The organism is Microbacterium sp. F2E, assembly GCF_020905435.1.
Taxonomy (GTDB): domain Bacteria; phylum Actinomycetota; class Actinomycetes; order Actinomycetales; family Microbacteriaceae; genus Microbacterium; species Microbacterium lacticum.
This window is the reverse complement of the sequence record NZ_JAJJIB010000008.1, coordinates 21133-43826: the sequence shown is the minus strand read 5'-3', so window position 1 is coordinate 43826 and position 22694 is coordinate 21133. Positions and strand designations below refer to the sequence as shown.

Sequence of the window (22694 nt, the reverse complement as noted above, 5' to 3'; positions counted from 1 at the left end):
GCGGCCCCTGTGGCTTTTTGTGCGGCGGGATGGGACCGGTGTGGAGGGATAACACTGATGAGGAGCGATAACGTCGGTGTTGTGAAGCGTTTCCAACGGGCGACCACCCACCGCGCCGCGCTCACCTCGCAGCAGCGTCCGCGGCGCGACGGGCAGCGATTCGACCTGCGCGACCGCACCGCGGCGGCCAACCAGCTGCTGCTGTGCGCGATCGTCGCGGTGCTGTTCGTCGTCGGTCTCGTAGGCGGCTTCATCCATCGCCCCGAGCTGTTCGCGCTCGGCGCTCTCCTCATCGGCCTCGGCGGCATCGCCGCGCTCGCCGTGCCGTGGACGAGCATTCCCGCCGGCTGGGTCGCCGTGCTGCCGCTCGTCGACATCGTCGCGATCGCGCTGATGCGCCAGGCCGATCCCATCGGGGGCTCGGGCTGCTCTGGGTGTTCCCGGCGATGTGGCTCGCCACGCTCGGGCGTGCCGGGCTCATCACGTGCTGCGTCCTCATCCCGGCGCTGTACTGGTCGCTGATCGCGGTGGGCCCGGAGCCGGTGTTCAGCTTCGCGTCCTTCCTCTTGCCCCTCGTCATCATCGCGATCAGCAGCGCGGTGTACGCCTCGGCGCGTCGCTTCGCGGCGCAGCGAGACCTCCTCGACGCGCAGGCCGCGCGCCTCGCCTTCGCGCGCTCCGCCGCCGTGCAGCAGGAGCAGCTGGTCACCGAGGTGCTCGACACCGTCGACTTCGGCGTGGTGCGCTTCTCGGTCGGCGGCGACGTCGTCTACGAGAACGACGCCGTCGGACGTCTCGGCGGATCCATGCCCCGACTGCACGCCGCGGGCGAGACCCGGGTGCTGCTGCAGGAGGACGGCGAGACGCCGCTCGACGCGCACGGCCATCCGCTGGCGCGGGCGCGCCGCGGCGAAAGCTTCGAGGACGAGACCGTGTGGTCGCAGGATGCCGAGGGGCGGCGCGTCGCGCTGACGTTCACCGCCCGTCGGCTGCTCGATCACCGGGGGGCCGACGCCGGCGGCGTGCTCGTCGCGCGCGACGTCACCGCGGAGCAGGAGGCACTGCGCGCGCGCGATGACCTCGTCGCGTCGGTCTCGCACGAGCTGCGCACCCCGCTCACCTCGGTGCTGGGGTACCTCGAGCTCGCCATCGACGAGGACGATCACTCCGAGCGCGTCCGGCGATACCTCGACACGGCTCTCGGCAGCGGCGAACGCCTGCTCGCGATCATCTCCGACATCCTGCTCATCTCGCGGCGGTCGCGCACCTCGGTGGAGGCCGCCGTGCACCCTCGCGAGATCGACGCGGTCGAGCTCGTGCGCGAGTCGGTGCTCGCGCTCGGCCCGGTCGCTGCCGACCGGGTGATCAAGGTGAGCGTGACGGAGACGGGGCACGCCGTCGTGTACGCCGACCCCGGCCGGCTCCGCCAGGTCATCGACAACCTCCTCGGCAACGCCATCAAGTTCAACCGCGACGGGGGAGCGGTGGATGTCACGGTGTCGACCGACGGCGAAGCCACGACCATCGCGGTGCGCGACACCGGCGTGGGCATCGCCGCCGAAGACCAGGAGCACGTCTTCGAGCGATTCTTCCGCGCGTCGGAGGACGTCGCCGGCAACGGGCTCGGCCTCGCGATCAGCGCCGACATCATCAAGGCGCACGACGGCACACTCACGGTCGCCTCAGATCCGGGTGTCGGGTCGACCTTCACCATCGTGCTCCCCGCGCACGCTGAGACGAGGACGAGCCGATGACCCTCGATCTGTTCACCGTGACGGTGATGACCGCGATCGTGGCATCCGTGGCGAGCATCACGTACATCCTGGAGACGATCTTCCGGCGCGACGCCGGGCCGGGGCGGCTCTGGGCGGTGGCGTTCTTCTGCGGGCTGTCCGCGGCCATCGCCTACATGGCCTGGTCGTCGGGCGTCGGTGGGTTCGTCTCGGTGGCCGTCGGCAACAGCCTCTTCGTGCTGGTGCCCGGGTTCGTCTGGCTCGGGGCGCGCCGCTTCAACGATCGGCCGATCGGCTGGTCGCTCGTGCTCGTGGTCGTCTTCGCGCTGGCGAGCTTCGCCGCCGCGCTGATCCAGGCCGACGATTGGGGCAGCTGGGGCGGGTGGACGACGATGGCGGCGTGTCTGGTCGCGTTGTTCGTCGCCGCCGCCGAGGCGCTCCGGGCGCCGCTCGGGCACATCCGAAGCGGGTGGGCGCTCGCGGCTGTGCTGCTGTTCGCGGCACTCTTCTCCGCGGTGCGGCTGGTGCTCTTTCTCGCCGCCGGTCCGGCGAGCCCGCTGTTCAGCCGCTGGTTCGGCACGATCAGCGCGAACATCGTGACTGTCGTACTCACCGTCGTCGCCGCGATCGTCACGTCGGTGCTGCGCTCGCACCGGAGCGCCGAGCAGCGCTACGAGTGGCTGACCGAGCGGGGCGTCGCATCGGACGGGGTCATGCTCGCGCGCACCTTCGTGGCCGCGAGCGCGGACATCATCGAACGTGCCTCGTGGCGGTCCGAGGGCGTCGTGATCATCGTCATCCACGTCGAGGGCCTCGCCGAGATCCGCACCGCGTTCGGGCAGGAGGCCGCCGACGACATCAGCGGCGCCTGCCGCCAGGCGGTGCGCCGCTACGCCCCGGCCTCGGCGATCGTCGGCGAGGACGACGAGCACCGTCTCGCCGTCGCGGCACTCGCCCCGACCGCCGCCGACGCGCGCCGCCTCGGCGCGATGATCTACCGCGGATGCATGGAGGAACTGGCCCGCGCCGATTCGGGGCTGTTCCCGTTCGTCGGCGTGGGCGTCGCGTTCACCGGCGACGTCGGCTACGACGTCGGGGCGCTCCTGCGCGGGGCCCGCGCTGCGGCGCGACGGGCGGCGGCCACGCCGGGCGCGTCGGTGCTGGTCGATGCGCCGGCCGCGTCATCGTGACAGGCTGGCATCCGTGCCCCTCATCGCGCTGACCGGTGGAATCGCCTCCGGCAAGTCCACGATCGCCCGCCGCCTCGCCGATCGGGGGGCCGTCGTCGTGGACGCCGACGCGATCGTCCGCGACGTGCAGGCGGTCGGCTCGCCCGTGCTCGACGAGATCGCCGCGGCCTTCGGCGAGGACGTGATCACCGCCGACGGGGCGCTCGACCGCGCCGCGCTCGGCGCGCGGGTGTTCGGCGACGACGAGGCGCTCGCGCGGCTCAACGCGATCGTCCACCCGGCCGTCCGCGCCGAATCGGCGCGGCGGTTCGCGGCCGCATTCGACGCCGATCCGGCTGCCGTGGTCGTCTACGACGTGCCCTTGCTCGTCGAGGCGCGCGTGGATGACCCGTGGGACCTCATCGTCGTCGCCGACGCCCCGGCGGCGTTGCGCGCGGGGCGGCTCGTCGACGAGCGTGGACTCAGTGAATCGGATGCCGCGGCGCGCCTCGCCTCGCAGGTGAGCGACGACCGGCGCCGCGCGATCGCCGATGTCGTGATCGACACGGCGGGCTCGCTCGAAGAGACGCTGACCCAGGCCGACGCGCTGTGGGAGCGCCTCACCGCGACGCGCTGACCCCGAAGGGCCGAGGAAGTCTGGACGGCCGGTCGGGCGGATGCCCTCGGCATCCTCGCGGCGACCGGTCACCGCGCAGTGACCGGCCCGCAACGCCCCGTTCATATCGCGGGGCTACTCTCGGTGGCATGACCTGAGTTCCACGACGCTCCATCGACGATCGGAGACGACCATGCCCCACCTTTTCAGCGCAGCGCGGCGGTCCGACCCGGAGTTCGAATGGGACGACTTCGCGACCGGCGACTTCGAATCGGGCGACGACCCCGACGCGTGAACGGCCGCTCCGTGGCATCCGCCGTCTGCGGCGTTCTGCCGCCGTCGGCGAACACCGCCCCCGGTGTCGGTGGGTCGGCATAGCCTGGTCTGATGCAGACCACGCGTTCCGTCCGCCCGTTCGAGGTGATCAGCGAGTACGAGCCCAGCGGCGATCAGCCGCAGGCGATCGCGGAGCTCGCGGCACGTGTCAACGCCGGCGAGACCGACGTCGTGCTGCTCGGTGCGACCGGCACCGGCAAGTCGGCGACGACAGCCTGGCTCATCGAGCAGGTGCAGCGCCCGACGCTCGTGCTCGCGCACAACAAGACCCTCGCCGCGCAGCTCGCGAACGAGTTCCGCGAGCTCATGCCCAACAACGCGGTCGAGTACTTCGTCAGCTATTACGACTACTACCAGCCCGAGGCGTACGTGCCGCAGACCGACACCTTCATCGAGAAGGACTCGTCGATCAACGCCGAGGTCGAGCGGCTGCGGCACTCGACGACCAACTCGCTCCTCAGCCGGCGCGATGTGGTCGTGGTCTCGACGGTGTCGTGCATCTACGGCCTCGGCGCGCCGGAGGAGTACCTGCGCGCGATGGTGGCCCTGCAGGTGGGCGAGCGCTATGACCGCGACGCGCTCATCCGCAAGTTCATCGCGATGCAGTACAACCGCAACGACGTCGACTTCTCCCGCGGCAACTTCCGCGTGCGCGGCGACACGATCGAGATCATCCCGGTGTACGAGGAGTACGCCGTGCGCATCGAGCTGTTCGGCGACGAGATCGAGGCGCTGTACATGCTGCACCCGCTCACCGGCGAGATCGTGCAGAAGATGGACAGCGTGCCGATCTTCCCCGCCTCGCACTACGTCGCGGGCACCGACACCGTGCAGCGCGCGATCGGCACGATCGAAGAAGAGCTCGCGGTTCGACTGAAGGAGCTCGAGGGGCAGGGCAAACTCCTCGAGGCGCAGCGGCTGCGCATGCGCACCACGTTCGACCTCGAGATGCTGCAGCAGCTCGGCTTCTGCTCGGGCATCGAGAACTACTCCCGCCACCTCGACGGGCGCGCGCCCGGCGAGCCGCCGCACACGCTGCTCGACTTCTTCCCCGACGACTTCCTGATGGTCATCGACGAGTCGCACGTGACGGTGCCGCAGATAGGCGCGATGTACGAAGGGGATGCCTCGCGCAAGCGCACCCTCGTCGACCACGGCTTCCGGCTGCCGAGCGCGCTCGACAACCGGCCACTGCGCTTCGACGAGTTCAAGCAGCGCATCGGGCAGACCGTCTACCTGTCCGCGACGCCCGGCCGCTACGAAATGGGCATCGCGGACGGCGTGGTCGAGCAGATCATCCGCCCGACGGGGCTCGTCGACCCCGAGATCATCGTGAAGCCGTCGGAGGGCCAGATCGACGACCTGCTCGAAGAGATCCGGGTACGCGTCGAGCGCGACGAGCGCGTGCTCGTGACGACGCTGACGAAGAAGATGGCGGAGGAGCTCACCGACTTTCTCGGCGAGCACGGCGTGCGGGTGCGTTACCTGCACTCCGATGTCGACACCCTCCGCCGGGTCGAGCTGCTCACCGAGCTGCGGCAGGGCGTCTACGACGTGCTCGTCGGCATCAACCTGCTGCGCGAGGGTCTCGACCTGCCCGAGGTGTCACTCGTGGCGATCCTCGACGCCGACAAGGAGGGGTTCCTCCGCAGCGGCACGTCGCTCATCCAGACCATCGGGCGCGCGGCGCGCAACGTGTCGGGTGAGGTGCACATGTACGCCGACAACATGACCGACTCGATGCGCTCCGCGATCGAGGAGACCGACCGCCGCCGCGAGAAGCAGATCGCCTACAACCTCGAGAACGGCATCGACCCGCAGCCGCTGCGCAAGAAGATCGCCGACATCACCGACGCGCTCACCCGCGAGGCATCCGACACCAACGACCTGCTGAGCGGCCGCGCGACCGCGAAGAACAAGTCGGGCAAGGGCAAGTCGCCGACCCCGCAGCTGCGACGCGAAGGCATCGCCGCCGAGGGGGCGATGCAGCTCGAGGCGACGATCCAGGACCTGTCGAATCAGATGCTCGCCGCCGCGTCGGAGCTCAAGTTCGAGCTCGCCGGGCGGCTCCGCGACGAGGTGCAGGACCTCAAGAAGGAGCTGCGCGCGATGGAGAAGGCGGGGCACGCCTGACCCCGGCTGGATGACCGGTGACCAGGGTCGCACGCGGCGGCGCTGAGCCGGCTCCGACCCGGCGTTTGGTATCGTCGTGTGGTTGGCAAGACGGTCGCCCGAGAGAGGGCGCGAGAGGCATCTGTGACGAACGAATCCCGGCGACAGCAGCACGACGAACGGCCGGACGCGACGTTCACCCACCCCTTGGCGGACATCGCCGCGCAGGTCGACGGCGAACTCGTCACGGACGGTCCGGCGGTGACCGGCATCGCGCTCAGCACGCAGGGCGTCCGCCCCGGCGACCTGTTCGTCGCGGCGGGCGGCGCGAGCACGCACGGCGCGCGGTACGCCTCCGACGCCCTCGCCGCGGGCGCGGTCGCCGTGCTCACCGACCCCGACGGTGCCGCGCTCGTTCCGAGCGGGGTGCCGATCATCGTCGTCGCCGACCCGCGTGCCGTGCTCGGCCGCCTCTCGGTGTGGTTCTACGACCGGCCCGCCGACGCGCTGAAGACCATCGGCGTCACCGGCACGCAGGGCAAGACCTCGACGACGTTCCTCATCGACGCGGCGCTCGGCGAGCACCACAGCGGGCTCATCGGCTCGATGGGCTCGAAGATCGACGGCGTCCCGGTGCCCACGAAGCTCACCACTCCCGAGGCGCCCGCCATGCAGGCGCTCCTCGCCCGCATGCGGGAGCAGGGCGTGCGCTGGGTGTCGTCGGAGGTCTCGAGCCAGGCGATCTCGATGCGCCGCGTGGATGGCCTCGTATTCGACGTCGCGGTGTTCCTCAACCTCGGTCACGACCACCTCGACTTCCACGGCTCGCAGGAGAACTACCGGGCCGCGAAGCGCGAGCTGCTCACCCCGGCGATGTCGCGACTCGCGCTCGTGAACATCGACGATCAGGCCGGCCGCCGCTTCCACGACGACCCGGAGCTGAACACCGAGTCATTCTCGATCACCGGCCGCGACGCCGACTGGCGCGCCGTCGACATCGAGCTCGGGCCGGACGGCTCGGCCTTCACCGTCGTCGGCCCCGAGGGGCAGTCGGCGCGCTTCACGACCCCGATCATCGGCACCTTCACGGTGAGCAACATCCTCGCCGCCGTCGCCGCACTCGACCGGGTGGGATACCCGCTCGAGCGCTCGGTCGCCGGCCTCGCCGACTTCACCGGGCCCGAGGGGCGCGTGCAGTTCGTGCCCGTCGACGCGGACTTCCGCGTCGTGATCGACGCGGGCCACAAGCCGGAGGCGATCAACGCGCTGCTGTGTGCGCTCCGCCCCGCGACCCCCGGCCGCATCATCACGGTGATCGGCTCGAACGGCAACCGCGACGCCCACAAGCGCCCGCTGATGGGGCGCTTCTCGGCCATGGCATCCGACGTCGTCGTCGTCACCGACGACAACCCGGCCGACGAAGACCCCGCCATGATCCGTCGAGCCGTCGTCGCGGGCACGCGCGGCTCGCGCGCCGAGGTGTTCGACGTGGCGGGCCGGGCCGAGGCGATCCACCACGCGGTCGACCTGGCGCAGCCCGGTGACCTGCTCGTCATCGTCGGCAAGGGCGACGAGCGGCACCAGATCACGGCGCACGGCATCGTGCCGCACAGCGACCCCGACGAGGTCGAGTGGGCTCTGGCGCGTCGACGCGCCGCGAACTGAGCTCGGGGATCAGCTCACGCTCGGGACGCCGTCGGGGCAGTGCATGAGCGGCTTCGGGCCGGATCGGTCGAAGGTGTGCTGCGACATCGGCGCTTTGCACAGGGGACAAGCGCGCTCGGTGCGCGCCGGCTCGGGTGCGGTGTCGTAGGGGCCGACGGATGCCGGGCCGGCGAAACGGATCAGGCGGTTGTTGAGGTACGCGTACCAGCCGCCGCCGGCTCGCGCGCGTTCGCGCAGCGACGGCCGGTCGCGATCGCTTCGTGTCATGATGATTAGTGTACTAACGAATCGAGTAGAATGCGGCGCATGGGCCCGCGCGACGATCTGCTGAAACTCGAGAACCAGCTCTGCTTCGCGCTCGTCACCGCTGCGCGCAACGTCGTCTCGATCTACCGCCCCGTGCTCGAGCCCCTCGGGCTGACGCACCCGCAGTACCTCGTCATGCTCGCGCTGTGGGAGCACGCGCCGCGGGCGCTCGGCGAACTCGCCGACGAGCTCGCGATGGAACCGGCGACCCTCTCGCCGATCGTCAAGCGGCTGGAGGGGCAGGGTCTCGTCACGCGGGCCCGGAGCGCCGCCGACGAGCGCGTGCTCGAGATCGCGCTCACCACCGAGGGCGCCGAGCTGCGCACCCTCGCCCTGGCCGTCCCCGAGCAGATCATGGCGCGGGTGGGGATGGATGCCACAGAGCTCGCCGCCCTCCGCGACGGTCTCGCTCCGTTCTCCGGCCGGCGAAGCGGCTGAGCGGCCGGCCGGCGACCCGCCGGAGCGGCCGCCGACCGAATGCTCGGTGCCGGCGTCAGCCGGCGACCCGCTCCCAGGCACGGTGCGCCGCGAGAGCGTCGAGCACGCCGGCCGTGACCTCGGTCGCGGTGCCCACGACGACGCCGGGAGCATCCGTGGCCACTCCGGCGGAGGCGAGGAGGCCCCCCGCATCCTCGACGGCACCGATCGCCTTTCCCTGCCGTGAGATCTCATCGACCAGACGGACCACGCGCGCATCCTCCGACGGCGCGAGGGCGACGAGCGCGTCGAACTCGATGCTCGCCGCGGTGAACGGCGTGCGCTGCACGGGGATCTCGCCGAGCAGTCCGCCGTGCGGCGCGAGCACGAGAGGCAGCGCACCCGCGGTGTCGACGGCGTGCCGGACGGCGGAGAGCTCCGCGGCATCCACCTCGTCGCCCGTCAGGATTGCCACGACGCGTCCGTCGATCGGCCAGGTCTCGCCGATCATGCGCAGGGCGGGGCTCGGTTCGACGTCCTCCAGAGGTTCCGCAGGTTCCGGGACGGCCAGGCCCAGCGCGTCGGCGACGAAGGCGCACAGGTCCGCGTCGATGCGCGCGAGCGCGCGCAGCTGTCGCTCCTTGATCGCCTGCTCGTAGCACTTGGCGAGTTCGAACGCATAGGCATCCCGCACGTGCTCCTGCTCGACCTCGGTGAGCGAGCGGTAGAACACGCGCGCCTGCGAGAAGTGGTCGTCGAAGCTCGGCGGCAGCGCCCGCTCGATGACGGATTCGGTCACCGTCACCGGAAGGTCGACGAACGCGCCTTCGTCGGCGCCGGCGTGGAACGGGCAGCCGCCGTCGAGCGTGTTCGGGTGCGACGGGGCGACCCCCGTGTGCGCGGCGCTCTGATGCATCCCGTCGCGGAGCATGTCGTTGACGGGCGCGTGCGGCCGGTTCACCGGCAGCTGCGCGAAGTTCGGGCCGCTCAGACGGGAGATCTGCGTATCGAGGTACGAGAAGAGCCGGCCCTGCAGGAGCGGGTCGCTCGTGACGTCGATGCCCGGGACGAGGTGCCCCGGATGGAAGGCGACCTGCTCCGTCTCGGCGAAGTAGTTCGTCGGGTTCGCGGTGAGGGTCATCGTGCCGACGATCTGCAGCGGGGCGAGCTCCTCGGGCACGAACTTCGTCGGATCGAGCAGATCGATCCCCTCGAACATCATGGTGTGCGCCTGCGCCTCGGTGTGGAGCGAGACGAAGTCCCAGAACGTGTCGTGCGCCGACTGCGCCTGCGGGATCTCGCGGTCGGGGTGCGGCTTGCCGGCGTGGACGACGTCGGGGAACGTGATGGCGTCCTGGATGAAGAACACCGGGATGTTGTTGCCGACGAGGTCGTAGACGCCCTCCTGTGTGTAGAACTTCGTCGCGAATCCGCGGGTGTCGCGGACGGTGTCCGCCGACCCGCGTGAGCCGAGCACGGCGGAGAAGCGGGTGAAGACCCGCGTGCGCACGCCCTTCTTGAGGAATGCGGCGCGCGTCACCGACTCGGCGGCGCCGTTCGCGACGAACTCGCCGTGCGCGGCCGCGCCGCGTGCGTGCACGACGCGCTCGGGGATGCGCTCGTGGTCGAAGTGCGTGATCTTCTCCCGCAGGTGGTGGTCCTGCAGCAGCACCGGCCCGCGCGGACCCGCCTTCAGGGAGTGGTCGGTGTCGCCCAGCCGCAGCCCCGGGGCCGTCGTCAGGCGGTCGCCCTGCTGAGCGCTCGCGCGCGCGGCATCCGCCGACGGCGCCCCGGTGGGGGTGCGTGGCTCGGGAGCCTCCTGGTCGGCCTTTTCGGGCAGGGGACCGGCCGGCGTCGTCGGCTCGTCGAGGGAGGGCGGCGCCGAGGCGGGCTACCCCGTGCGCGAGGCTTCGCCCTGAGCGCAAGGCGGGCCCGATGTCGGAGGCCCCGCCTAAGCTTGAGGAGTGCCTATCGTCCCCGTCGCCGCCTCGAAACTCAGCGTCCGTGGAGCCCGCGTCCACAACCTCAAGAACGTCGACCTCGACATTCCGCGCGACTCGCTCGTCGTGTTCACCGGGCTGTCCGGATCCGGCAAGTCGAGCCTCGCGTTCGACACGATCTTCGCCGAGGGGCAGCGCCGCTACGTCGAGTCGCTGAGCGCCTACGCGCGCCAGTTCCTCGGTCAGGTCGACCGGCCCGACGTCGACTTCATCGAGGGGCTCAGCCCCGCCGTGTCGATCGACCAGAAGTCGACCAACCGCAACCCGCGGTCCACCGTCGGCACGATCACCGAGATCCACGACTACATGCGTCTGCTCTGGGCGCGCATCGGCGTGCCGCACTGTCCCGAGTGCGGCGCCGAGATCCAGCGCCAGACGGTGCAGCAGATCGCCGACCAGCTGATGGACCTGCCCGAGCGCACCCGGTATCAGATCGTCGCGCCCGTCGTCACGCAGAAGAAGGGCGAGTTCGTCGACCTCTTCAAAGAGCTCTCGGCCAAGGGGTACGCGCGCGCCGTCGTCGACGGCGACCTCATCCAGCTGTCCGAACCGCCCACGCTGAAGAAGAGCTACAAGCACGACATCGCCGTGGTGGTCGACCGGCTGGTCGCCGCGCCCGACATCCTCGGCCGGGTCACCGATTCGGTGGAGACCGCGCTCGGTCTCGCCGGCGGCATCATGCAGGTGAACTTCGTCGACGAAGAGGGCGACGACGCCTGGCAGAGCTTCAGCGAGAAGCTCGCCTGCCCGAACGGCCACCCGCTGCAGCTCACCGAGATCGAGCCGCGCACGTTCTCGTTCAACGCGCCGTTCGGCGCCTGCCCGGCCTGCTCCGGTCTCGGCACGCGCATGTCGGTCGACGTCGAGCTCATGCTGGGCGACGACGAGCTGTCGATCAACGAGGGCGTCATCATCCCGTGGACGACGCAGGGCAAGGGCCTCTACCAGTACTACGAGCGCCTGCTGGTGGGTCTCGCCGACGACCTCGGCTTCTCCCTCGACACTCCGTGGCGCGAGCTGCCGACCGACGTGCAGGAGGCGGTGCTGCGCGGCGAGAACTACAAGGTGACGGTCAAGTGGCGCAACCGCTACGGCCGTGAGATGCGCTACTCGTCGGGCTTCGAGGGCGTCGTGCCCTACATCGAGCGCCAGTACACGCAGGCCGAGACCGACACGCAGCGCCAGCGCTGGGCCGAGTACCTGCGCGAGGTGCCGTGCCCCGTCTGCCACGGCGACAGGCTCAAGCCCGAGGTGCTCGCGGTGCTCGTGCACGGGCACTCCATCGCGGATGCCTCGCGCATGAGCCTCGGCGACGCCCAGACCTACTTCGCCGAGCTCGAGCTCACCGACCGCGAGGCGAAGATCGCCGCGGCCGTGCTGCGCGAGATCCGGGCCCGGCTCGACTTCCTCATCCAGGTGGGCCTCAACTACCTGAGCCTCAGCCGCGCGGCCGGGTCGCTCTCCGGCGGCGAGGCGCAGCGCATCCGCCTCGCCACCCAGATCGGGTCGGGCCTGACCGGCGTGCTCTACGTGCTCGACGAGCCGTCGATCGGCCTGCACCAGCGCGACAACCGCCGGCTCATCGAGACGCTCGTGCACCTGAAGAGCCTCGGCAACACGCTGATCGTCGTCGAGCACGACGAAGAGACCGTGCACGCCGCCGACTGGGTGGTCGACATCGGACCGCGCGCGGGCGTCGAGGGCGGCGAGGTCGTCCACTCCGGCCCGCTGTCGTCGCTGCTCGACGAGCCCCGCTCGCTCACCGGCGCCTACCTCAGCGGACGTCGCACCATCGAGACGCCCGCCAAGCGGCGCAAGATCGACAAGAAGCGCATGCTGACGGTCGTCGGCGCCCGCGAGAACAACCTCAAGAACGTCACGGCCGAGTTCCCGCTCGGCGTCCTGACGGCCGTCACCGGGGTCAGCGGCTCCGGCAAGTCGTCGCTGGTCAACGGCATCCTCTACGAAGTGCTCGCGACGAAGCTCAACGGGGCGCGCCGCGTGGCCGGCAAGCACACGCGCGTGACGGGTCTCGACAACCTCGACAAGGTCGTGCACGTCGACCAGGCGCCGATCGGCCGCACCCCGCGGTCGAACCCCGCCACCTATACGGGTGTGTTCGACCGCATCCGCACCCTCTTCAGCGAGACGAGCGAGGCGAAGGTGCGCGGCTACCAGCCGGGGCGCTTCAGCTTCAATGTCAAGGGCGGGCGCTGCGAGGCGTGCTCGGGCGACGGCACGATCAAGATCGAGATGAACTTCCTGCCCGACGTGTACGTCGACTGCGAGGTGTGCCACGGCAAGCGCTACAACCGCGACACCCTGGCCGTGCACTACAAGGGCAAGAACATCGCCGAGGTGCTGGAGATGCCGATCTCCGAGGCGGCCGACTTCTTCGAGCCGATCCAGGCGATCCACCGCTACCTGAAGACGCTCGTCGACGTCGGCCTCGGCTACGTGCGACTCGGGCAGTCGGCGACGACGCTCTCCGGCGGCGAGGCGCAGCGCGTCAAGCTCGCCACCGAGCTGCAGCGTCGGTCGAACGGGCGCAGCATCTACGTGCTCGACGAGCCGACCACCGGCCTCCACTTCGAAGACGTCGCGCGCCTGCTCGAGGTGCTCGGCGGCCTCGTCGACAAGGGCAACACGGTCATCGTCATCGAGCACAACCTCGACGTCATCAAGTCGGCCGACTGGATCATCGACCTCGGTCCCGAGGGCGGCTCGGGCGGCGGGCAGATCGTCGCCACCGGCACACCGGAGAAGGTCGCGAAGGTCGCCGAGAGCCACACCGGCGCCTTCCTCGCCGAAGTGCTCGCCGACCGCTCGCGGGTCGCGGTCGAGGCCGTCGCCGAGGCGGAGGCCCGAGAAGCGGTGCGCAAGGCGGGCTGATGGCGAACGCCCTGCCTTATAAGCCGAAGCCGGGGGAGATCCCGACCCAGCCCGGGGTGTACCGGTTCCGCGACGCGGAAGGCCGCGTGCTCTACGTCGGCAAGGCGAAGAACCTCCGGGCGCGGCTGTCGAACTACTTCGCGCCCCTGCACACGCTGCACGAGCGCACCCGGCGCATGGTCACGACCGCGACCTCGGTGGAGTGGACCGTCGTCGGCAGCGACGTCGAATCGCTGCAGCTCGAGTACATGTGGATCCAGGAGTTCTCTCCGCCGTTCAACGTGCGCTACAAGGACGACAAGTCCTACCCGTACATGGCGATCACCCTCGCCGACGAGGCTCCGCGCGTGATCGTCACCCGCAACCGGCGCATCCCCGGCGCCCGCTACTTCGGGCCGTACCCGAAGATCTGGGCCGTGCACGACACGATCGACCTCATGATCAAGGTGTTCCCGATCCGCACGTGCTCGGATGCCTCGTACAAGAAGGCGATGGCGACGGGCCGTCCGTGCTTCCCGGGGCAGATCGGCCGCTGCGGCGGGCCGTGCTCCATGAAGGTGACGGTGGAGGAGCACCGCGCGATCGTGGATGACTTCGTCGCGTTCATGTCGGGGGGCGACGCCCGGTTCACGCGAGAGCTCACGGCGCGCATGCGCGAGGCATCCGCCGCCATGGACTACGAGTCGGCCGCCGTCTACCGCGACCGGCTGCAGGCGATCGACGCCGTGCTCAGCCGGAGCGCGCTCGTGCTGCCGAGCGACACCGACGCCGACCTGTTCGGCATCGCCGAAGACGAGCTGTCGGCCGCCGTGCAGCACTTCGTCGTGCGCGGCGGCCGCGTGCGCGGCGTGCGCGCGACGACGATCGACAAGGAGCTCGACATCTCGGGGGGCGACCTCGTCGACCAGGTGCTCCAGCGCACCTACGGCGGCGCCGGCGCGGGCGAGATCCCGCGCCAGGTGCTCGTGCCAGAGCTGCCGGGCGACGCCGCCGACCTCGAGGAGTGGCTTCAGGAGCGACGCGGCAAGCGCGTGAGCATCCAGATCGCCCAGCGCGGTGCCAAGGCGGATCTCCTGCGCACGGCGACGATCAACGCGCAGCAGGCGCTGATGCTGCACAAGACCCGCCGCACCTCGGACTACACGTCGCGCACGAAGGCGCTCACCGACCTGCAGCTCGCGCTCGGACTCGACGAGGCGCCGCTGCGCATCGAGTGCTACGACGTCTCGCACCTGTCGGGCACGAACGTCGTGGCATCCATGGTCGTCTTCGAAGACGGCCTGCCGCGCAAGGACCAGTACCGCTCGTTCGGCGTGCCCGAGACCACCGACGACACCGATTCGCTCTATCAGGTGCTCATGCGCCGGCTCGCGCACGTCGACCGCGACGACCCGGCGGAGGTCGTCGCGGCCGAGGTCGTGGCCGCGGAGGTCGTGGAGGCGGTGGAGGCCGTTGAGGTGGCCGCGGCTGTGGAGGCCGAGGCTGTCGAGGTCGTGGAGGCCGTCGAAGAGCCCGTCGTCACCGAGCGCAAGCGGCCGCGCTTCGCCTACCGCCCGCAGCTGCTCGTCGTCGACGGCGGCGCGCCGCAGGTGGCGGCGGCGGCGCGCGCCCTCGAAGACTCCGGGCACACCGAGATCGCCCTGTGCGGCATCGCGAAGCGGCTGGAGGAGATCTGGCTGCCGGGGGAGGAGTACCCCGTCATCCTGCCCCGCACCTCCGAGGCGCTGTACCTGCTGCAGCGGCTGCGCGACGAGGCGCACCGGTTCGCGATCACGCACCAGCGCAAGCGGCGCAAGCGCGACATCACCACGGTGCTCGGCGAGGTGCCCGGCCTCGGCGAGGCGCGCATCAAGGCGCTGCTGAAGCACTTCGGGTCGGTCGCCGCCCTCAGCCGCGCGAGCGCGGAAGAGATCACCGCCCTCCCCGGCATCGGCCCGAAGCTCGCCGCCGCGATCGAGCAGCGTCTCGCCAATCGGTAGGCTGTGCCCGTGCGCTCTCGCGCCGGGCAGAGTCGACTGCCGAACCGAGGGAGAGACGGGAACACTGGGGTGGATGAAGAGCAGGCGGCCGGCGAGATCCTGATCGTCACCGGCATGTCCGGCGCCGGTCGGACGACGGCGGCGAACGCCCTCGAAGACCTCGGCTGGTACGTCGTCGACAACCTGCCGCCGCAGATGCTGCGCCCCCTCCTCGACCTCACAGGCCTCGCGGCCGGCGCGCTGCCGAAGATCGCTGCGGTCGTCGACGTGCGCGGGCGCGACCTGTTCGGCGAGCTGCCGGCGATCGCGAGCTCGCTGCGCACGGGCGGCCAGCTGCGCGTGCTCTTCCTGGATGCCTCCGACGAGGTGCTCGTGCGCCGCTTCGAGTCGGTGCGCCGCCCGCATCCCCTGCAGGGCGACGGCACGATCCTCGACGGCATCCGGCGCGAGCGCGAGCGCGTCGCGGTGATCCGCGAGAGCGCCGACGTCATCGTCGACACCAGCGCCCTCAACATCCACCAGCTCGCGAACCGCATCGTCGACCTGTTCAGCGAGGAGGGGCAGGCGCGGCACACGGTCACGGTGATGAGCTTCGGGTTCAAGTACGGGCTGCCCACCGACGTCGACCTCGTCGCCGACATGCGCTTCCTGCCGAACCCGTTCTGGATCCCCGAGCTGAGGGGACTCACCGGCGAGGAGGGGCCGGTGCGCGATTTCGTGCTCTCGCAGGACGGAGCGCTCGAGTTCATCGACGCGTACGCGCTCGCCCTGCACCCGGTGCTGGAGGGCTATCAGCGCGAGAACAAGCGGCACTCCGTCGTCGCGATCGGCTGCACCGGCGGCAAGCACCGGTCGGTCGTCACCGCGATCGAGCTCGCCCGTCGGCTCGCCGAGGTGCCGGGCGTGGCAGTGCGCGTGAAGCATCGCGACCTCGGACGCGAGTAGGCTGGACGTTCGTCCCCCCACCTGAACACCGAAGGATCGCTGTGCCGCCCACCGCCGATGTCAAGTCCGAGCTGGCCGCGGTCCGCGACCCTCGTCCGACGGCACGGGTGGCCGAATTGACCGCGATCCTGCGCTTCTCGGGTGGGCTCCACTCGATCGCCGGCCGCGTCGCCGTCGAGGCCGAGCTCGACTCCGATCAGCTCGCCCGCCGCGTCGCGCGCGACATCATGGAGCTGTACGGGGTGCGCCCCGAGCTCCACCGCGTCCAGGCATCCGGCGGCCGCACGGGCGGCTCGTTCGCCGTGCGCGTGATCGACGGCGGCGAGACCCTTGCCCGCCAGACGGGACTCCTCGACCAGCGCCGCCGCCCCGTGCGCGGCCTGCCGAACAAGCTGACGACGGGCGCCCGCCCCGACCTCGCCGCGGTGTGGCGCGGGGCGTTCCTCGCCGCCGGCACGCTCTCCGAGCCCGGCCGGTCGGCCGCGCTCGAGATCGCCTGCCCGTCGGGCGAGGCCGCGATGGCCCTCGTCGGCGCCGCGCACCGGCTGGGCATCTCCGCGAAGGCGCGCGAGGTGCGCGGCGTGCCGCGCGTCGTCGTGCGCGAGGGCGATGCGATCCGGGTCGCGCTCGCCGAGATGGGCGCCGTCCGCACCGCGCAGGCGTGGGAGGAGATGCGCCAGCGCCGCGAGGTGCGCGCCGGGGTGAACCGGCTGGTCAACTTCGACGACGCGAACCTCCGCCGCTCCGCGCAGGCCGCCGTCGCCGCGTGCGCGCGGGTCGAACGCGCCCTCGAGATCCTCGGCGACGAGGTGCCCGAGCACCTCCGCGAGGCGGGGGAGCTGCGCCTGTCGCACCGCGACGCGAGCCTCGACGAGCTGGGCCACCACGCCGAACCGCCGCTGACGAAGGACGCCGTCGCCGGCCGCATCCGTCGCCTGCTGGCCATGGCCGACAAGAAGGCGACCGCCGAGGGCATCCCCGGCACCGAGTCCGCCGTCCCGGAGGGCTTCGAGGACTGACGCGTCCGCGCGCCTGGCGACCCCTCCCCGAGCGGTCGGGCCGTCGCATACCGTCACCCGGGGAACAACCCCCTGACGAGGGCGTCGCACCTCAATAGGATGGAAAACGTCCCCTCGCCGCGTTCGCAGCGCGGCGCGAACAGGAAGAAGAGAACATGGCGACCTACACCCTGCCCGACCTCCCCTACGACTTCGCAGCGCTCGAGCCGCACATCAGCGGCAAGATCATGCAGCTGCACCACGACAAGCACCACCAGGCGTACGTCACGGGTGCGAACACGGCGCTCGAGCAGCTCGCCGAGGCACGCGATTCGGGCAACCTGGCGAACGTCAACAAGCTCGAGAAGGACCTCGCCTTCAACCTGGGCGGTCACGTCAACCACTCGATCTTCTGGACCAACCTCGCGCCCGAGAGCGACGGCGGCGGCGGAAAGCCCGAGGGCGAGCTCGCGGCGGCGATCGACGACAACTTCGGCGGCTTCGACAAGTTCCAGGCCCACTTCACGGCGGCGGCCACCGGCATCCAGGGTTCGGGCTGGGCGGTGCTCAGCTGGGACACGATCGGTGAGCAGCTGATCATCCAGCAGCTGTTCGACCAGCAGTCGAACACGGCGCAGGGCACCATCCCCGTGTTCCAGCTCGACATGTGGGAGCACGCCTTCTACCTCGACTACCTGAATGTCAAGGCGGACTACGTCAAGGCGGTCTGGAACATCGCGAACTGGGGCAACGTCGCCGAGCGTTTTTCGACGGCTCGCGACAAGACGGTGGGCCTACTCAAGTAGTAGTGTCATGACCAGGTGAGGATGCCGGGTCTCCGCCCGGTGATGGGGGGAGACCCGGCATCCTCTTCTCACATCAGACAATCGCTTCGCGGAGCGCCCGACGGCGGCTGCGGCGACAAGAACCGGGAGACAACGTGTCTGTCAAGATCGGAATCAACGGCTTCGGCCGCATCGGACGTAACTTCCTCCGCGCAGCTCTGGAGCAGGGTGCGGACCTCGACATCGTGGCGGTGAACGACCTCACCGACAACAAGACCCTCGCTCACCTGCTCAAGTACGACTCCGTCGGCGGACGTCTCGACGCCGAGGTCTCGTACGACGCGGACTCGATCACCGTCAACGGCAAGTCGATCAAGGTCTTCGAAGAGCGCGACCCCGCGAACCTCCCCTGGGGCGACCTGGGCGTCGACATCGTCATCGAGTCGACCGGTCGCTTCACCAAGGGCGCAGACGCCGGCAAGCACCTCGCGGGCGGCGCCAAGAAGGTCATCATCTCGGCTCCCGGCACCGATGTCGACGGCACGTTCGTCGTGGGTGTGAACGACGAGTCGTACGACACCGAGACGATGAACATCATCTCCAACGCCTCGTGCACCACGAACTGCCTCGCGCCGCTGGCCAAGGTCTTCAACGACGCGTTCGGCATCGAGCGCGGCTTCATGATGACCGCGCACGCCTACACGGCCGACCAGAACCTGCAGGACGGCCCGCACAGCGACCTGCACCGTGCCCGCGCCGCCGCGCTGAACATCGTTCCCGCCTCGACCGGTGCCGCCAAGGCGATCGGCCTTGTGCTGCCCGAGCTCAATGGCAAGCTGAGCGGCTCGTCGTACCGTGTGCCGATCCCCACGGGCTCGATCGTCGACCTGACGATCATCACCCCCACCGAGGGTCTGACCGTCGAGGCGATCAACGCCGCGTACGAGAAGGCCGCGTCGGAGGGTGAGCTCGTCGGCTACCTGAAGTACAACACCGACCCGATCGTCTCGACCGACATCGTCCACGACCCGCACTCGTCGATCTTCGACGCGGGCCAGACCAACGTCTCGGGCAACCTCGTGAAGGTGTCGGCGTGGTACGACAACGAGTGGGGCTACTCGAACCGCCTCGTCGACCTCGCCGAGCTCGTCGCCGAAAAGCTCTGAGGTTCACTCATGGCTCTGCGTACCCTCGATTCGCTGGGTTCGCTGGCCGGTAAGCGCGTCATCGTCCGTGTTGACTTCAACGTCCCTCTCAAAGAGGGCGTCATCACGGACGATGGCCGTATCCGGGCGGCTCTTCCCACGCTGAACAAGCTCATCGACCAGGGCGCCCGCGTCATCGCGTGCTCGCACCTGGGTCGTCCCGACGGCGCCCCCGACCCCAAGTACAGCCTCGAACCGGTCGCCCAGCGGCTCTCGGAGCTGCTCGGGAAGCCGGTCGCGTTCGCGCGCGACACGGTCGGCACCTCCGCCCAGGAGGCCGCTGCGGCACTCGAAGACGGCGACGTCGCGGTGATCGAGAACCTCCGCTTCAACCCGGGCGAGACGGCGAAGGATGCCGGTGAGCGCCGCGCCTTCGCGGAGCAGCTGGCCGCGCTCGGCGAGGCCCTCGTCTCCGACGGCTTCGGCGTCGTGCACCGCAAGCAGGCCTCGGTCTACGAACTCGCGGAGATCCTGCCGTCGGCGGCGGGTCTGCTGATCGAGAAGGAGGTCGACGTGCTCGACCGCCTCACCGAGAACCCCGAGCGCCCGTACGCGGTCGTCCTCGGCGGGTCGAAGGTCAGCGACAAGCTGGGCGTCATCGAGCACCTGCTCCCGCGCGCCGACAAGATCCTCGTCGGCGGCGGCATGATGTTCACGTTCCTCGCCGCACAGGGCTTCCCCGTCGGCAAGAGCCTGCTCGAGGCCGACCAGATCGACACGGTCAAGGGCTACATCCAGACGGCGGCCGACAAGGGCGTGGAACTGATCCTCCCCGTCGACGCGGTCATGGCCTCCGGCTTCGCCGCCGACGCCGACCACGTCGTCGCCCCCGCCGATGCGCTGGAGGACACCCCCTTCGGCGCGGACGGCATGGGTCTCGACATCGGTCCCGACACGGCGACGACCTTCGCCGAGGCGATCCGCTCGTCGACGACGGTGTTCTGGAACGGCCCGATGGGCGTGTTCGAGTTCCCCGCCTTCTCGGGCGGCACCCGCGCCGTCGCGCAGGCGCTCACCGAGGTCGACGGCCTCTCGGTCGTCGGCGGCGGCGATTCCGCCGCGGCCGTCCGTCAGCTCGGCTTCCGCGACGAGCAGTTCGGTCACATCTCCACCGGTGGTGGGGCGAGTCTGGAGTTCCTGGAGGGCAAGAAGCTCCCCGGGCTCGAAGTCCTGGGATGGGAGAGCTGATGGCCCGCACACCGCTCATCGCCGGCAACTGGAAGATGAACCTCGACCACCTGCAGGCGGTCGCCTTCGTGCAGAAGCTGCACTGGACGCTGAAGGATGCCGCGCACGACGACGCCTCCGTCGAGGTCGCCGTCTTTCCGCCGTACACAAGCATCCGCACGGTGCAGACGCTGATTGACGCCGACAAGATCCCGTTCGCCCACGGCGCGCAGGACCTCTCGATGCACGATGCGGGCGCATACACGGGTGAGGTCTCGGGGGCGTTCCTGGCGAAGCTCGGCTGCGCGTACGTGATCATCGGGCACTCCGAGCGTCGCGAGTACCACCACGAGACCGACGAGATCGTCGCCGCCAAGGTGCAGGCCGCACTGAGGCACGGGCTCGTCCCCGTCATCTGCGTCGGCGAGACGCTGGAGCAGCGTGAGGAGTCCGGCCCCACCGCGGTGGCGGTTGCGCAGCTGCAGGTGGCGCTTGAGGGCGTGCCGGCCGACGCGGACATCGTCGTGGCCTACGAGCCCGTCTGGGCGATCGGCACCGGTCAGGTGGCCTCGCCCGAGCAGGCGCAGGAGGTCTGTGCCGCCGTGCGCCAGGTCGTCGCCGACAAGCTCGGTGCGGATGCGGCGGCGCGCACGCGCATCCTGTACGGCGGCTCCGTGAAGTCGGGCAACATCGCGAGCTTCATGCGCGAGCCCGATGTCGACGGTGCGCTGGTGGGTGGTGCGAGCCTCGTCGCCGAAGAGTTCGCCGCGATCATCCGCTACCAGAAGCACGTCGGCGTCTGACGCCGCTCGATGGGCTCGGGGTCGGTGGGGCGTGAGCCCCGCCGGCCCTGAGCCTGTCGGAGGCACCGGTATACTCGTACCCTGTGCGCCCTGCGGTGGGCGCCGCGAAAGGCTTTCTCGACTGTGGACATCCTCGAGTTCGTGCTGCAGGTGCTGCTGGGCATCACCAGCCTCCTGCTGACCCTCCTGATCCTGCTGCACAAGGGCCGCGGTGGCGGTCTGTCTGACATGTTCGGCGGCGGCATGAGCTCGGCGATGGGATCGTCGGGACTGGCCGAACGCAACCTCAACCGCTTCACGGTCGTGCTCGCGCTCGTGTGGTTCGTCTCGATCGTGGCGCTCGGCCTGATCACGAAGTTCCAGGGGATCTGATGGCTACCGGCGGAAACGCAATCCGCGGCACCCGTGTCGGCGCCGGCCCGATGGGCGAGCAGGATCACGGCCACCACGCCGACCGCGTCGCCATCTCGTACTGGGATGCGCTCGGCAACGAGACCGTCCGCTACTTCGCCGCGGGGATTCCCGAGGAGGAGATCCCCGAGGTCATCGACTCGCCGCACTCCGGCCTTCCCGCCGGTCGCGACAAGGAGAACCCGCCCGCTGTCGCCAAGACCGAGCCCTACAAGACGCACCTCGCGTACGTGAAGGAGCGTCGCACCGAGGAAGAGGCCGACGCCCTCCTCGACGACGCGCTGCAGCAGCTGCGCGAGCGCCGCGGCCAGGCCTGACCCGCCTCGCCGACCCACTGTTGATCGAGTGCCGGCGCGACCGGTGGGGCTCGACTCAGAACTCCTGGTCGATGAGCTCGGGCGGGACGTTGGCGGCGGCAGCCTCGTCGACGAAGAAGAGCGTGCGCTTGCGGCCCTTCGCGCCTGCTGCGGGGACGCTCTCATAACTCGCACCCGCGAGAGCGAGCCCCAGGGCCGCGGCCTTGTCGGTGCCCGAGACGACGAGCCACACGCACCGCGCTGAGTTCAGCACGGGACGCGTGAGCGTCAGCCGCTCCGACGGGGGCTTGGGCGCGCCGGAGACCGGCAGCACGACGGCATCCGTCGACTGGATCTCACCGCGGTCGGGGAACAGCGAGGCGATGTGGCCGTCCGGACCGACGCCGAGGAAGCACACGTAGAACGACGGCCACTCCTGGTCGTCGGCCGCGAACATCGCGAGCTCGCCCGCGTACGCTTCGGCCGCGGCCGCCATGTCAACGCCGCTGTCGGCGCCCGCCATCGCGTGCACGTTCTCGGCCGGGATGTCGATGTGGTCGATCAGCGCGCGATGCGCCCGCACGTCGTTGCGCTCGGGGTCGGATGCCGGCAGGAACAACTCGTCGCCCCACCACAGGTGCACGGTCGACCAGTCGACCTTCGTGCGCGCGGGACTCGCACCGGCGGCGCGCAGCACAGCCGTGCCGATGACGCCGCCGGTGAGCAACACGTGGCTCGTCTTCCCCGCGCCTGAGCGGCGCGCGAGCCGCTCGAGGAGACGCCCGGCGACAGCGGAAGCCAGGGTCTGCGCGTCGGGGCTGATCACGACACGTTTCTCGGTCCACAGCTGCGCCATCGC

At 70.2% G+C, this 22694-nt stretch carries 19 protein-coding genes and 1 pseudogene; 17 read left to right on the top strand and 3 right to left on the bottom strand.

What is annotated here, in order from left to right; genetic code table 11:
- Positions 1-57: 57 nt before the first annotated feature.
- The 6 genes from LOK55_RS07845 to LOK55_RS07820 all read left to right on the top strand — a co-directional run bounded on the left by LOK55_RS07845 (position 58) and on the right by LOK55_RS07820 (position 7631).
- Positions 58-522 carry a hypothetical protein gene (locus tag LOK55_RS07845; protein WP_229934929.1) on the top strand — a complete coding sequence of 155 codons (465 nt, stop codon included), beginning with the start codon at positions 58-60 and terminating at the stop codon, positions 520-522.
- Positions 435-1754, top strand: coding sequence for a cell wall metabolism sensor histidine kinase WalK (locus LOK55_RS07840; RefSeq protein ID WP_229934928.1), 1320 nt, complete (start codon positions 435-437; stop codon positions 1752-1754). The genes LOK55_RS07845 and LOK55_RS07840 overlap by 88 nt, the downstream gene beginning before the upstream one ends.
- On the top strand, positions 1751-2923 hold the full coding sequence (locus LOK55_RS07835) for a diguanylate cyclase (protein WP_229934927.1): 1173 nt from the start codon (positions 1751-1753) through the stop codon (positions 2921-2923). Before LOK55_RS07840 ends, LOK55_RS07835 begins: the two co-directional genes overlap by 4 nt.
- A gap of 13 nt (positions 2924-2936) precedes the next feature.
- Positions 2937-3539: a dephospho-CoA kinase gene (coaE, locus tag LOK55_RS07830; RefSeq protein ID WP_229934926.1), complete on the top strand. Its 603-nt coding sequence runs from the start codon at positions 2937-2939 to the stop codon at positions 3537-3539.
- 366 nt (positions 3540-3905) lie between these two features.
- Positions 3906-5987 carry an excinuclease ABC subunit UvrB gene (gene uvrB, locus LOK55_RS07825; RefSeq protein WP_229934925.1) on the top strand — a complete coding sequence of 694 codons (2082 nt, stop codon included), beginning with the start codon at positions 3906-3908 and terminating at the stop codon, positions 5985-5987.
- Between the two features lie 123 nt (positions 5988-6110).
- The gene (locus LOK55_RS07820) at positions 6111-7631 is read left to right on the top strand and encodes a UDP-N-acetylmuramoyl-L-alanyl-D-glutamate--2,6-diaminopimelate ligase (protein WP_229934924.1); all 1521 of its coding nucleotides are present in this window, start codon (positions 6111-6113) and stop codon (positions 7629-7631) included.
- 9 nt (positions 7632-7640) lie between these two features.
- Here LOK55_RS07820 and LOK55_RS07815 read toward each other — a convergent pair whose 3' ends face one another.
- Complete coding sequence (locus LOK55_RS07815; RefSeq protein ID WP_141378738.1) at positions 7641-7898, bottom strand: hypothetical protein; 258 nt, start codon at positions 7896-7898, stop codon at positions 7641-7643.
- A gap of 39 nt (positions 7899-7937) precedes the next feature.
- Here LOK55_RS07815 and LOK55_RS07810 point away from each other — a divergent pair, with 39 nt between their 5' ends.
- A complete protein-coding gene (locus tag LOK55_RS07810; protein WP_229934923.1) occupies positions 7938-8375 on the top strand; it encodes a MarR family winged helix-turn-helix transcriptional regulator in 438 nt (145 codons plus the stop codon).
- Between the two features lie 55 nt (positions 8376-8430).
- Here LOK55_RS07810 and LOK55_RS07805 read toward each other — a convergent pair.
- A pseudogene (locus tag LOK55_RS07805) lies at positions 8431-10245 on the bottom strand (catalase); the annotation flags it as partial.
- Positions 10246-10318: 73 nt separating this feature from the next.
- Between LOK55_RS07805 and uvrA the strand changes: the two are divergent.
- The 10 genes from uvrA (at position 10319) to LOK55_RS07755 (ending at position 21856) form a co-directional block, all read left to right on the top strand.
- A complete protein-coding gene (uvrA, locus tag LOK55_RS07800) occupies positions 10319-13246 on the top strand; it encodes an excinuclease ABC subunit UvrA (RefSeq protein WP_229934922.1) in 2928 nt (975 codons plus the stop codon).
- Positions 13246-15225: an excinuclease ABC subunit UvrC gene (uvrC, locus tag LOK55_RS07795; RefSeq protein ID WP_229934921.1), complete on the top strand. Its 1980-nt coding sequence runs from the start codon at positions 13246-13248 to the stop codon at positions 15223-15225. Before uvrA ends, uvrC begins: the two co-directional genes overlap by 1 nt.
- 69 nt (positions 15226-15294) lie before the next feature.
- Positions 15295-16170: an RNase adapter RapZ gene (rapZ, locus tag LOK55_RS07790; protein ID WP_308066650.1), complete on the top strand. Its 876-nt coding sequence runs from the start codon at positions 15295-15297 to the stop codon at positions 16168-16170.
- A 41-nt stretch (positions 16171-16211) separates the two neighbouring features.
- Positions 16212-17189 carry a DNA-binding protein WhiA gene (gene whiA / locus LOK55_RS07785; RefSeq protein ID WP_229934920.1) on the top strand — a complete coding sequence of 326 codons (978 nt, stop codon included), beginning with the start codon at positions 16212-16214 and terminating at the stop codon, positions 17187-17189.
- A 155-nt stretch (positions 17190-17344) separates the two neighbouring features.
- Positions 17345-17974, top strand: coding sequence for a superoxide dismutase (locus tag LOK55_RS07780; RefSeq protein ID WP_229934919.1), 630 nt, complete (start codon positions 17345-17347; stop codon positions 17972-17974).
- Positions 17975-18108: 134 nt separating this feature from the next.
- On the top strand, positions 18109-19119 hold the full coding sequence (gap, locus tag LOK55_RS07775) for a type I glyceraldehyde-3-phosphate dehydrogenase (protein ID WP_196383959.1): 1011 nt from the start codon (positions 18109-18111) through the stop codon (positions 19117-19119).
- A gap of 9 nt (positions 19120-19128) precedes the next feature.
- Positions 19129-20346, top strand: coding sequence for a phosphoglycerate kinase (gene pgk, locus LOK55_RS07770; protein ID WP_229934918.1), 1218 nt, complete (start codon positions 19129-19131; stop codon positions 20344-20346).
- On the top strand, positions 20346-21128 hold the full coding sequence (gene tpiA / locus LOK55_RS07765; protein WP_229934917.1) for a triose-phosphate isomerase: 783 nt from the start codon (positions 20346-20348) through the stop codon (positions 21126-21128). Before pgk ends, tpiA begins: the two co-directional genes overlap by 1 nt.
- A 123-nt stretch (positions 21129-21251) precedes the next feature.
- A complete protein-coding gene (secG, locus tag LOK55_RS07760) occupies positions 21252-21500 on the top strand; it encodes a preprotein translocase subunit SecG (RefSeq protein ID WP_196322857.1) in 249 nt (82 codons plus the stop codon).
- Positions 21500-21856, top strand: coding sequence for an RNA polymerase-binding protein RbpA (locus LOK55_RS07755; protein WP_141378758.1), 357 nt, complete (start codon positions 21500-21502; stop codon positions 21854-21856). Before secG ends, LOK55_RS07755 begins: the two co-directional genes overlap by 1 nt.
- Positions 21857-21911: 55 nt before the next feature.
- Here the strand turns inward: LOK55_RS07755 and pgl are convergent, their stop codons facing one another.
- A complete protein-coding gene (gene pgl, locus LOK55_RS07750; RefSeq protein WP_196383954.1) occupies positions 21912-22691 on the bottom strand; it encodes a 6-phosphogluconolactonase in 780 nt (259 codons plus the stop codon).
- Positions 22692-22694 lie beyond the last annotated feature (3 nt).

What these genes read in the sequence shown, in the direction of transcription:
- LOK55_RS07845 (WP_229934929.1), top strand. Translation starts at nt 58, where the DNA reads ATGAGGAGCGATAACGTCGGTGTTGTGAAGCGTTTCCAACGGGCGACC.
- LOK55_RS07835 (WP_229934927.1), top strand. Translation starts at nt 1,751, where the DNA reads ATGACCCTCGATCTGTTCACCGTGACGGTGATGACCGCGATCGTGGCA.
- uvrB (WP_229934925.1), top strand. Translation starts at nt 3,906, where the DNA reads ATGCAGACCACGCGTTCCGTCCGCCCGTTCGAGGTGATCAGCGAGTAC.
- LOK55_RS07815 (WP_141378738.1), bottom strand. Translation starts at nt 7,898, where the DNA reads ATGACACGAAGCGATCGCGACCGGCCGTCGCTGCGCGAACGCGCGCGA.
- LOK55_RS07810 (WP_229934923.1), top strand. Translation starts at nt 7,938, where the DNA reads ATGGGCCCGCGCGACGATCTGCTGAAACTCGAGAACCAGCTCTGCTTC.
- uvrC (WP_229934921.1), top strand. Translation starts at nt 13,246, where the DNA reads ATGGCGAACGCCCTGCCTTATAAGCCGAAGCCGGGGGAGATCCCGACC.
- LOK55_RS07780 (WP_229934919.1), top strand. Translation starts at nt 17,345, where the DNA reads ATGGCGACCTACACCCTGCCCGACCTCCCCTACGACTTCGCAGCGCTC.
- pgk (WP_229934918.1), top strand. Translation starts at nt 19,129, where the DNA reads ATGGCTCTGCGTACCCTCGATTCGCTGGGTTCGCTGGCCGGTAAGCGC.
- tpiA (WP_229934917.1), top strand. Translation starts at nt 20,346, where the DNA reads ATGGCCCGCACACCGCTCATCGCCGGCAACTGGAAGATGAACCTCGAC.
- LOK55_RS07755 (WP_141378758.1), top strand. Translation starts at nt 21,500, where the DNA reads ATGGCTACCGGCGGAAACGCAATCCGCGGCACCCGTGTCGGCGCCGGC.
- pgl (WP_196383954.1), bottom strand. Translation starts at nt 22,691, where the DNA reads ATGGCGCAGCTGTGGACCGAGAAACGTGTCGTGATCAGCCCCGACGCG.